The sequence below is a fragment of the Candidatus Rokuibacteriota bacterium genome, from assembly GCA_016209385.1.
Lineage (GTDB): Bacteria > Methylomirabilota > Methylomirabilia > Rokubacteriales > CSP1-6 > JACQWB01.
Window position 1 is genome coordinate 1 of record JACQWB010000163.1, and the last position, 9,920, is coordinate 9,920.

13 protein-coding genes and 3 tRNA genes are annotated in these 9,920 nt (G+C 69.6%); 1 reads left to right on the plus strand and 15 read right to left on the minus strand.

The annotated features are described in order from the left end of the window. A partial coding sequence (locus HY726_11305) for a phenylacetate-CoA oxygenase subunit PaaI (GenBank protein ID MBI4609585.1) occupies positions 1-403 on the plus strand: 403 nt, incomplete at its 5' end. A gap of 159 nt (positions 404-562) precedes the next feature. On the opposite strand, the gene HY726_11310 is transcribed toward HY726_11305, so the two are convergent. The 15 genes from HY726_11310 to HY726_11380 form a co-directional block, all read right to left on the minus strand. After that, positions 563-2,668, minus strand: coding sequence for a glycoside hydrolase (locus tag HY726_11310; GenBank protein ID MBI4609586.1), 2,106 nt, complete (start codon positions 2,666-2,668; stop codon positions 563-565). Then, a complete protein-coding gene (locus tag HY726_11315; protein MBI4609587.1) occupies positions 2,669-3,319 on the minus strand; it encodes a tetratricopeptide repeat protein in 651 nt (216 codons plus the stop codon). It lies immediately after the preceding gene. 10 nt (positions 3,320-3,329) lie between these two features. Beyond that, a complete protein-coding gene (locus HY726_11320; protein MBI4609588.1) occupies positions 3,330-3,755 on the minus strand; it encodes a polymer-forming cytoskeletal protein in 426 nt (141 codons plus the stop codon). 139 nt (positions 3,756-3,894) lie between these two features. Next, positions 3,895-3,971: transfer RNA gene (locus tag HY726_11325), tRNA-Arg, on the minus strand. 8 nt (positions 3,972-3,979) lie between these two features. Beyond that, complete coding sequence (locus tag HY726_11330; protein ID MBI4609589.1) at positions 3,980-4,906, minus strand: sigma-70 family RNA polymerase sigma factor; 927 nt, start codon at positions 4,904-4,906, stop codon at positions 3,980-3,982. A 217-nt stretch (positions 4,907-5,123) separates the two neighbouring features. Continuing rightward, positions 5,124-5,429, minus strand: coding sequence for an acylphosphatase (locus HY726_11335; protein ID MBI4609590.1), 306 nt, complete (start codon positions 5,427-5,429; stop codon positions 5,124-5,126). Then, on the minus strand, positions 5,426-5,881 hold the full coding sequence (locus tag HY726_11340; GenBank protein ID MBI4609591.1) for a TIGR00725 family protein: 456 nt from the start codon (positions 5,879-5,881) through the stop codon (positions 5,426-5,428). Before HY726_11340 ends, HY726_11335 begins: the two co-directional genes overlap by 4 nt. Positions 5,882-5,900: 19 nt before the next feature. Continuing rightward, positions 5,901-5,977: transfer RNA gene (locus HY726_11345), tRNA-Pro, on the minus strand. Between the two features lie 25 nt (positions 5,978-6,002). After that, a complete protein-coding gene (locus tag HY726_11350) occupies positions 6,003-6,689 on the minus strand; it encodes a protein-L-isoaspartate(D-aspartate) O-methyltransferase (GenBank protein ID MBI4609592.1) in 687 nt (228 codons plus the stop codon). Next, complete coding sequence (gene surE, locus HY726_11355; GenBank protein ID MBI4609593.1) at positions 6,689-7,435, minus strand: 5'/3'-nucleotidase SurE; 747 nt, start codon at positions 7,433-7,435, stop codon at positions 6,689-6,691. The genes HY726_11350 and surE overlap by 1 nt, the downstream gene beginning before the upstream one ends. A 126-nt stretch (positions 7,436-7,561) precedes the next feature. Next, a tRNA-Pro gene (locus HY726_11360) sits at positions 7,562-7,638 on the minus strand. Positions 7,639-7,674: 36 nt separating this feature from the next. After that, the gene (locus HY726_11365; protein ID MBI4609594.1) at positions 7,675-8,052 is read right to left on the minus strand and encodes a MerR family transcriptional regulator; all 378 of its coding nucleotides are present in this window, start codon (positions 8,050-8,052) and stop codon (positions 7,675-7,677) included. A gap of 14 nt (positions 8,053-8,066) precedes the next feature. Next, positions 8,067-8,342 carry an integration host factor subunit alpha gene (locus tag HY726_11370; GenBank protein ID MBI4609595.1) on the minus strand — a complete coding sequence of 92 codons (276 nt, stop codon included), beginning with the start codon at positions 8,340-8,342 and terminating at the stop codon, positions 8,067-8,069. Between the two features lie 5 nt (positions 8,343-8,347). Beyond that, positions 8,348-8,683 carry a divalent-cation tolerance protein CutA gene (locus tag HY726_11375; protein ID MBI4609596.1) on the minus strand — a complete coding sequence of 112 codons (336 nt, stop codon included), beginning with the start codon at positions 8,681-8,683 and terminating at the stop codon, positions 8,348-8,350. After that, the gene (locus HY726_11380) at positions 8,680-9,513 is read right to left on the minus strand and encodes an SPOR domain-containing protein (protein MBI4609597.1); all 834 of its coding nucleotides are present in this window, start codon (positions 9,511-9,513) and stop codon (positions 8,680-8,682) included. The genes HY726_11375 and HY726_11380 overlap by 4 nt, the downstream gene beginning before the upstream one ends. Positions 9,514-9,920 lie beyond the last annotated feature (407 nt).

The following is a 9,920-nucleotide window of genomic DNA, read 5'->3' on the forward strand; positions in this document are numbered from 1 at the left end:
CTTCTGCATGGACCGTGGCGCCGGCCACCAGCTCGAGGACGCCCGCCACTGCTCGTACGGGCCCTGGGTCCGCGCCATCGAGGGCATCTTCAAGGAGGAGAAGTTCCACATCCGCCACGGCGAGTACTGGGTCAAGAAGCTGGCGGCGGGTCGGGCCACGCACGACGACGCGCAGGCCGCCTTCAGCCGGTGGTACATCCGGACCATGAACATCTTCGGCCGGCCGGGGTCGCCGCGGAACCGGCTTTACCGAAAGCTCGGCCTCAAGGTGCGCGACAACGACGAGGTCCGCCAGGCCTTCGCTCGGGAGGTCAGGGCGCTCTGCGACGAGTTCGGCCTGAGCGTGCCGGAGTGGAAGGCGACCTGGGACAATCTCCCCGAAGACGCGCAGATCCCGGGGTAGTAATGCTCGGACGGGGGCTTCGCCCCCCTTCCGATACCTCCCCCTAGATTGCGCGGGCGAAGCCCGCACGCGAAGCGCTTCGGCCTTCGCTCCACGCGAGCCTGCCCGCGTGGCCTTCGCGCCGGGGTTAGTTGACATAATCCGGCTTATCGGACATTGTCACCACGCCGCCTCCTCAAGCTCGGACGGACGCCGAAGCCACAGCCAGCCCGCGGCGGGAATGCGCTGGATTGCCGACTCCCCCGCGCTGACCGTCAGGACGATGGGGGCCTGGCCCGCCTCGGCATGCGCACGGAGGTCGGTCGGGATCAGGAGCTCAGCGATCGCCCCCACACTGACACGAATCCGTCCGGCTCCGGTCTCCACGTCGCGGCTTCCGGGATCCAGGGACACGGACCAGACCGCGTCGGGGCGCTCGGGGCACTCCACCGTCAGGCGGCCCTCTGCCAGGGGCCAGGAGCGCGGGTCCGGGTCGAGGCGGAGGCAGAGACCCTCGAGGCTGAAGCCGTAAAAGAGGCGCGTGATCGGTGCCACGGCCGCCTCCAGAGCCCCCTGCCGCGGGACGAACATGCCGGCATTCTGCCACTCGAAGAAGTTGGTGACCCGGCCGTCCAGGCAGGGATCGAGCGAGGCGACCGGCGGGAGGTGAAAGAGCTGCTCCCGGGACCCCGAAGCGATAGGCGTCAGAACATCCGGAGGGACATCAAGTCCGAGCTTTACGTAGACCGTGGCGACGTGACCGCGGAAGAGCACGTCGAAGACATCGTCCATGCCTGAGGTGTGGTCGGTGCCGTACCACCAGTTCCAGTCGCTGCCCTCCGCGGCGAAGAGCGCTTGCCACGCGGTCTCGAGCTGGTCCGGCTGGGCTGACGGGCTCGTGCAGGTCAAGGCGGCTCGAGCCCGGCTCACGAGCCGCCAGGCGGCGAGATCCTCAGCATGCCCTGCCCAGATTCTGAAGGTCCCGTCGATCCAGGAGCCCGGGTGGAGCCGGTGAAGGCGGAGGCCGGGCGGGCGTTGGGCACAGCGCTGGCGCGGGGTGACGAGCCGGAGGTTCGGATCGGTGGTCAGGGCTCGGTACAGGGCACGCAGGAACGGCACCCCCTGCTCCGGATATGACTCCCACGCGTTTTCTCCGTCGAGGGCGACCATCACCACCGCGTCCTCAGCCCTTGCGGGAAGGCCGTTCCGGATCGCGTGGAGCGCCCCGAGGAGATCGCCGACCGCTGCCTCGGTCGGCAGCCGCGAGTAGCGGAAGCCGATCCGGTCGGAGAGATCGTGCTGGCGGAAGAACACGGCGACCTGTGGCGCCCCTTCCCAGACGGCCGGGCAGAGCCATCCGGGAGCCGGCTGGCCCGAGCGCTCCAGCGATCGCCAGAGCAGGACCTCGTCGGTGGCGATCCAGCGGAGACCGCTCTCCTCCGTGAGGCGGAGGACCGCTTCGCTCACGCTGCCTTCGGAGGGCCAGAGCCCCTCGGGCGTCCGACCGAACCGGTCTGCATGGAACGCGATCGCGCGTACGATCTGCTCGCGGGCGTCCTCGGGGTGGGCAAACGCCTCCGCCGGCGGTGCCGTCGGATCGGCCTCGCGGGCCACCGCGAGGTCGCACAGCAGCGGGAGGATCGGGTGGTAGAACGGGCTCGTCGAGAGCTCGGCGCAGCCGCGGTCCTGGAGGTCACGGTAGCGGGCCGCAAGCCCTCCCAGTAGCTCGCGGTGCAGGGTCAGGAGCGCGAGCTTGTCGGCTTCGCTGAACCCCTCCCCTTTGGCTACGAGCGCCCGCGCCACCGGGTGTTGCGCCCGGATGAGTGGGCTCGTCCACGCGAGGTGGAACCAGACCTGGAGATCACGGAGCTGGGACTGAGGCCAGCGGGCTTCCGTGGCGTCGCGCAGAGCCGAGTCGCGGAGCTGCCAGAGCTGGCGATAGCGGGGATGGGGGAAGATCATCGTCTCCGGCCTCGCCAGGAAGAATGACCGGACGAGTCGGCGGCCCTCGTCCGGGGTCAGCTCCTCGGCGGGCTTGAGCGCCAGCTCGAGCCACGGGTCGCTGCCGGACCCGCTCGCGTAGTCCTCGATCTGAAGCAGCAGGCTCGGGACGAGGTTGAAGGTCACGGGAAGCTCCGGGAGCTCCGCCGCCACCATCGCCATCGTCGTGTAGGCGCCGACGCCGTGCAGCCGGGCCCACGGCAGGCGGTAGGCGCCGCTGACAAGGTCTTTGTAGAGGGGCTGGTGAAGATGCCAGAGGAGGATGACCGAGAGCGGGCCGGGCATCTACGGCCGCGCCGGACCCTCGAGGCTCGCGAGGCGGGCTCGGACGTCCTCCGCCCTGCGGCTCTGCGGAAGCTCCTTCAGCAGTCGCTGGTAGGCCTCGCGGGCCCGATCGCGCTGGCCGAGGAGCTGCTGGGCGCGCGCGACACCCAGGAGGAACTCCTCGTAGAGAAACTCCTGAGGGGTCAGTCCCTGGAGCCCCGCCTCGAACGCCGCCAGGGCCTTTGCGTGGTCGCCCTGAACTTCCCACGTGTAGCCGATCCCCAACCGGCAGAGCGTGGCGAGGCTCCCCCGAGCGCCCCTGGCCAGGGCAAGCTCGTAGGCCTTTCGGGCTTCGCCGAAGGAGCCGGCCTGGTAGTGGAGGTTGCCGAGCTGGTAGACGGCTTGAGCAAGCGTCTTGAGGCGGGGGTACCGTTGGATCACCGACTCCAGTGCCTTGATGGCGTCAGCCCGCGCCTCGGCTGGAGCCGGTGAGCCCTGTGCCCCTCGGACCCTCAGGAGAACCAGGTCGAGCTCGGCGACGCCGCGCGACTGCGAGAAGCCCCACCACGCCCGGCCACCAAGCGCCACCAGGAGCAGGCAGCCGAGGGCGACCACGCTCCACAGGATCCACCGCCGGGCGCCGGGCGCCCCCTGGCGAAATACAGCAGGCACCGCCATGGGATCAGAGGGTCGTTTCGGAGGGAGCTTGACGGCCTGGCGGCTCCACCCAGACCTCGCCTTTGACCGAAGCGCCCTCGGCGGCGGAGAGGCTCCCGCTCTTCAGGCTCCCGGTGAGCGACCCCGTGGGCAGGATCTCCACCCGCGTGACCGCCGAGAGATTGCCGCGCACCACCCCGCCGATCACGATGGCAGTGGCCGAGATGTTCGCGTCCACCACCGCGTTCGCGCCCACGCGCACGGTGCCCGTCAGAGCGATCTCGCCCTCGAAGCGGCCCAGGATCACGAGGTCACCCTCCCCGGTCATCTCGCCCTTGAGGCTGAGGCCGGCATCCAGGGCACTCCCCTGCCCCTCGCCCAGGAACGCCGGGGGCGGCGAGGGCTCGCCGCCGAGCCCGAGAAAGCTCGCCACGGAGGCCAGAAAGCTCACGCTGCGATGCTCACCACACGGTCATGGGAGAGGGGTCAGTCGCCCGGCACCCGCGCTCTGCCGATTCTGGCAGAACGCGCCACGAAACGCAACCGGCGGCCGGGCCTGGCGGGCGCGATCTACTCGAGCAAAGATGAAATGGTGCCCCCGGGGTGACTCGAACACCCGGCACGCAGTTTAGGAAACTGCTGCTCTGTCCGCCTGAGCTACGGGGGCACACAAGATTACGTGAAGACGTCGCTTGCGTCCACGCCTCGACGCGCCAGGAACTCGCGGAGCTTCTTCAGGCCCGTGGCCTCGATCTGGCGGACCCGCTCGCGCGTCAGACCCATCCGGCGACCGATGGACTCCAGCGTCGTCGGCTCCTCACCATCCAGCCCGAAGCGGAGGCGCAGCACGGCGCGCTCCTTGTCGTTCAGGGCGTCTAGGACCTGAGCCAGGTCCGCCTGCTCGCGGAGCAGCTCGCCCAGCCGCTTGTCCGGCGAGAGGGGGCGATCGGCCACGAGGTCGCCGAGGACCCCCTTCCCCTGCGCTCCCACCGGGGTCTCCAGGGAGACCGGGTGCTGCCGCAGCCCCTCGAGCTCCGCGAGCTGCTCCGGCGGGAGCCCCATGGCCTCGGCGATCTCTTCCATGGACGGCGGCCGCCCGAGCCGCTGGGTCAGCGCCTTCCTCTCGCGCACGCTGCGGGCCAGCAGCAGCTCCACATGAACCGGCAGCCGGATCATCCTCGCCTGATTCGCGAGCGCCCGGCCCATGGCCTGGCGGCTCCACCAGATAGCGTAGGTCGAAAAGCGCGTCCCTTTCTCCGGGCGAAACTTCCTCACTGCCCTGAGCAATCCGAGGTTGCCCTCCTCGATGAGGTCGAGCAGCGGCAACCCCCGGCTCTGGTACTGTCTAGCAATCTTCAAGACGAGGCGGAGGTTGGCCTCGACCATCCGCCGCTCGGCGTCGGCGTCCCCGGCCTGGGCCCGGCGGGCCAGCTCGCGCTCCTCCTCTGGGGTCAAGAGCGGGATCCGCGCGATCTCGTTCAGGTATGCCCCGAGAATGGCCTTGCCGCGCTCCTCCGAGACCTCTCCAGTCTCGCCCTCGACCTCAGCGATGAGGTCGTCGAGCGCCTCCGACTCGCCGACCGGAAGCTCCTCACTCGTCATCGTGAGCGTCGTCCTCCGCGTCGCTGACTGTCTCCGGTTCGCAGGCCTGCTGCGGACCAAGTACGTGGAGCGTGTTTGTACCCCTGCGCGCGGGCGATAGCGAACCGTCCGGCGTGCTGGATCGTCACCACGAGCCCGTAACGGGCTTCCCATCCCGTATAGTACACCGTCCCGCGCGACGCGGCGAAGATCGATGGCCCCGCCTTGGCCTGGCAGATCATTCCTCGAACTCGGCGAACCGGACGCCGAAGCCCGTGAAGCGGCCCGAGGGAGGACGCCAGGTCAGCGACACCTTCTCCACCCGCGCGAGCGGCGGTCCCTTCTCCAGCTCCCGGACCAGCTCCTCGATGCTCGCCGACAGCCCCTCGGCGCGGACCCGCACGCGTCCGTTGGGGAGGTTCATCACGTAGCCGGTGAGGCCGAGACGGCTCGCCCGTCGCTGGACGAAGTCCCGGTACCCGACTCCCTGGACCATGCCTTCGACCAGAATTTCGGCTCCGTGGACAGGGCCAGCCGATCTCATCTGGGCGTCGCGTGCACCCGCTCGGCCCACGAGAGAGCCAACGAAACCGCCTCGTCCGCGGCCTCCGCCGCCACCACCCCGTCCAGGTGTCCCCAGCTCTTGAGGCCCACGACCGGGATTCCCACTTTCAGCGCCAGCGCCACCTCGGAGAGGGTTCCGTACTCGCCGGGGAGCGCGATCACGGCGTGGGAGGAGCGGACGACCACGGCGTTCCGAGCGTGACCCAGGTCCGTGACGATCGAGAGGTCCACGAACGGATTGGCGTCGCGGTGACTGGGGCCTGGAAGGATCCCCACGCTCAGGCCGCCCGACTGGCGCGCCCCGCGCGCTGCAGCCTCCATGACGCCACCCAGCCCGCCGCACACGAGCACGGCCCCGGCGGTCGCGATCGCGCGGCCCACGTCCTCCGCGAGCTTCGCGACCGCCGCGCTGCACTGCCCGCCCCCCACCACGCCGATCTGCCAGAGAAGTTGGTCGGGGCGACTGGATTTGAACCAGCGACCTCCTGCTCCCGAAGCAGGCGCGCTACCAGGCTGCGCTACGCCCCGGCGTGGCATTCGCTCGTGGGAGAGGTCAGGTCTCCCACCCGTACTTGCCGATCAGCTTCACGAAGACGCACCCGGCCTCCTGTCGGGTGCGCATGGCGCCGTTCGCCTTGTCGACCACCGTCACCGTCTGGGCGACGGCGTTGCCGATCGGCAGCACCATCCGGCCCCCCTCGACGAGCTGGTCGAAGAGCGGCTGGGGGACGGCGGGCGCCGCGGCGGCGACGAGGATCCGGTCGAAGGGCGCCTCGTCCGGCCAGCCCACGGTCCCGTTCGCGATCCGGACGAAGACGTTCGTGTAACCCCTCGCCTCCAGGGTGGCCCGCGCCCGCGCCGCCAGCGCGGGGATCCGCTCGATCGAGCACACGCGCCGCGCCAGCTCGGCCAGCACCGCGGTCTGGTAGCCCGAGCCGGTGCCGATCTCGAGGACTTTCTCGACGCCGGTCAGCTCGAGGAGGCTCGTCATCAGCGCCACGATATAGGGTTGCGAGATCGTCTGGCCGTCGCCGATGGGGAGCGGGTGATCTCCGTAGGCGCGGTCCGCGAGGGCCTCTTCCACGAACTTTTCCCGCGGGACTTTGCCCATCGCCTCCAGCACCCGCGTGTCGAGAATGCCTCGCCGGACGAGCTGCTCCTCGACCATGCGACTCCGCTCGCGCGCAAACCGCCCCGCGCCGGCCTCCGCGGGCTCCTGCTGCCGCGCGGCGCCGAGCATCAGGCTCCTCCGGGCGGCTTCGCCGAGGGCGGCCTGCGCCGGCCGACGAGCTGAGCGGTCAGCGCGCCCTCCCAGGCCGCCATGCGGCGGAAAGCCTCGTAGTGCGTCAGGTCCAGGTGCAGCGGCGTGACCGATGCGTGCCCCTGGCGGACGGCTCCGATGTCCGTGGCTTCGCGGTCCTCCCACACCGGTGGTCCGGCGCCGATCCAGTAGTAGGTGCGGCCGCGCGGGTCGGTCTCTTCGACCACCTTCTCCTTGTACACCCGGTGCCCCAGCCGCGTCAGGCGGATCCCCTTCACCGGTCCCGCCGGCACGTTCACGTTCAGCAGGGTCTTGGGCGGCAGCCCTTCGACCAGCACCCGAGCGGCGATCAGCCGCGCGATCCGCGCCGCCTGATCGAATGCGGCCGCCTCGGGGTCCAGCAACGAGACGGCGAGCGCGGGGACACCCAGGAGCGCGCCCTCCATCGCCGCCGCGACCGTTCCGGAATAGGTGACGTCGTCACCCAGGTTCGAGCCGTGGTTGATCCCGGCCACCACGAGGCTCGGCGCACGCGGCAAGAGGCCCAGGATTCCCAAGTTCACGCAGTCGGACGGGGTCCCGTTCACCGCGAAGCGTCGCTCGCCCATCCGCTCGACCCGGAGGGGCCGGTGGAGCGTCAGCGCGTGGCCGACGGCGTTACGCTCCCGGTCCGGCGCCACGACATAGACGTCGCCCAGGTCCGCGAGCGCCTCCTCGAGGCTCATCAGGCCCTGGGCGAGGATCCCGTCGTCATTCGTCAGGAGCAACGCGGCGTCGGTCCGGGTCACGGTCGGTGTCCTCCGCGCAAAAAAAATTGCAGATCCGAGAATCTGCGGGGCCTACGAAGGGACTGGTCGGGGCGACTGGATTTGAACCAGCGACCCCTGGCACCCCATGCCAGTGCGCTACCAGGCTGCGCCACGCCCCGGACCAGCTTGCATTGTACGGAACGAGCCGCGGGAATTCAAGGCAGCCTCCCGCGACGCTCCGCTTCGAGGAGCGATCGCAGCGCCACCAGCTGCGCGCGCAACCGCTTGAGGGCCGCGCCGTAGACCGCCTCCCGTACGCCCGGGTCGGGCCGAGCGCTCCTACCATGGGCTTCGGCAGCCAGGCGCTTCTTGGCGCCCTCGAGGGTGAGCCGCTCCTCATAGAGGAGCGTCTTGATGCGCGTCACCAGCTCCAGGTCGCGCCTGCGGTAGAGACGCTGGCCGGCGAGGCTCTTCTTGGGGCGGAGGAGCTTGAACTCGGACTCCCAGTAGCGAAGGACATATGCCGGGACACCTGTCAGTGCCGCAACCTCGCCGATCCGGTAGTAGAGCTTGTCCGGGATCTCCTGGGGCATGACACCCGGAGCGCTCAACCCTGGTTGATGCGAAGCTTCAACCCCTTGCTGGGCTTGAATGTGAGCACCTTTCGAGCAGTGATCTCGATGCTGTCTCCGGTTTGGGGATTCCGACCCCGGCGGGAGGCCTTTTTCCTGATACGAAAATGCCCAAAGCCGACGATCTTCACGTCCTCCCCCCGGTCGAAGCAGCGGAAGATCGTGTCGAACACCGACTCGACCACCGTCGCGGCCTGCCGCTTGGAGAGCCCGTGGGCTGCCACCGCATTGATCAGATCGTTCTTCGTCACCGAAATCACCCCCCTTCCGTGCCGACGGTTTCCCCGACCCAGCTCAGGTAGGTCGCGGAACCTGCCTCGACTGAGAGCGCCAGGATCTCCGGTACCGAGTACGGATGCAGCTCGAGGATGCGACGCTCGAGCGCCTCGTAGCGCTCGCGGCGGGTCTTGACGACGAGCAGCGCCTCCGCCTCGTCCTGGGTGCGCCCCTCCCAGACGAAGAAGGAGCGGATCCCGGGAACCACGCTGACGCAGGCGGCCAGGCGCTCCGTGACCAGCGTTCGTGCGATGGTCTGCCCGTCCTCGACGGATGGAGTCGTGACGAGGACGACGAGCGTGCCCGTCTCGGTCATCGCCCCTCGCGCCGCACGATGAAGCCGGCGAATCCCTTGCCGGCCAGGTCCTTCTGGACGGTCTGGGCGCGCTGCCGGTCCGGATACCCTCCGACGCGGACGACGTGGAACGTGGCGGTGGAGCTGGCGCGGCGGATCTTCACACTGAGGCCGTGCCGGGAAAGCTCCTTCGAGAGGCTCACGGCCTCCTTCAGGGGCAGTACTGGCCGGATCACGACCTCCGGCCCCACGGCCTCCGCCCGCAACTCCTTTGTCGGGAGCCTGCCGTTCACCTCGCGCAGCGGCGCGCCGACGACAAACACCTCGTGGGCGCCCGCCACCGGTCGCTCGAGCGAGAGTCGCTGGGCCGGATACTTCTCCGCGCTCAGCTGCGCCGCCAGCCGTGCCGCGTTCGCCTGGTCGCTGAAGGCACCCACCTGCACCCAGTAGTCGCCGCCGGTGCCGGCCTTGCTCGGCGCCGGTTCGGGCGCCTTCGCCAGTGGCCGCGCCGGCGGTTTCGCTTCCGGTTGGGCAGGCTTGGCCGGCGTCTTCGGCGGCGCGGCTTCGGGCTTGGCGGCTGGTAGGCCCGGGGTGGTCCTGGGCGCCTCCGCTTTCTGCACCGGCGGTGTTTCGAGCGGCGGTGGCGGAGGTGGGATCGGAGCCTTCACGACCGGCGTCGGCGGTGGCGTCGGGCTCCATCGCTCGAGAACGTACGGGAGGGCGAAGACAGCGAGGACCACGAGCACCACCCCGGCAACGAGCGCACGGAACCACGCTTCCGAGAAGATGCTGCGCGGCGGCTCGGGCAAGTCGTCGCCTTCTTCGTCGCTGTGTTTGGGCTCCCGATTCATAAAAGCCGCCCTATCTTAGCACAGGAGCGGAACCCGACAAGCGATTTTTGCTTTCCGTAGTGCCCAGTTAGGCCCGTCGGGCGGGTCCCGGGGGGCGCCCATCTTTGCCCCGCGCTAGTCCAGTTGGCCGTCTCAGTAAGCCGCGCGGCTTGCCTGAGCCACACCGCCGAGTTCATGATGTTCCACTCCGAGCGCGCACCCACTCCTCCGGAGTGGGTACCCGGCCCGCGCAATTGACTCGGGCCTCGCCTCGTGGCTGTTACTTACTCGGGTCCCGCCTCACCGCTGGCGCAGGCGATGAAGCTGCCTGCGCCGAAGCGCCTCGGCTCGAACTGCCACGCCTGCGGCTCGTCGGCAGCCCCTCGGCTCGAACTGCAACGGGGGAAGGTTCCGGAAGGGGCGGGTAC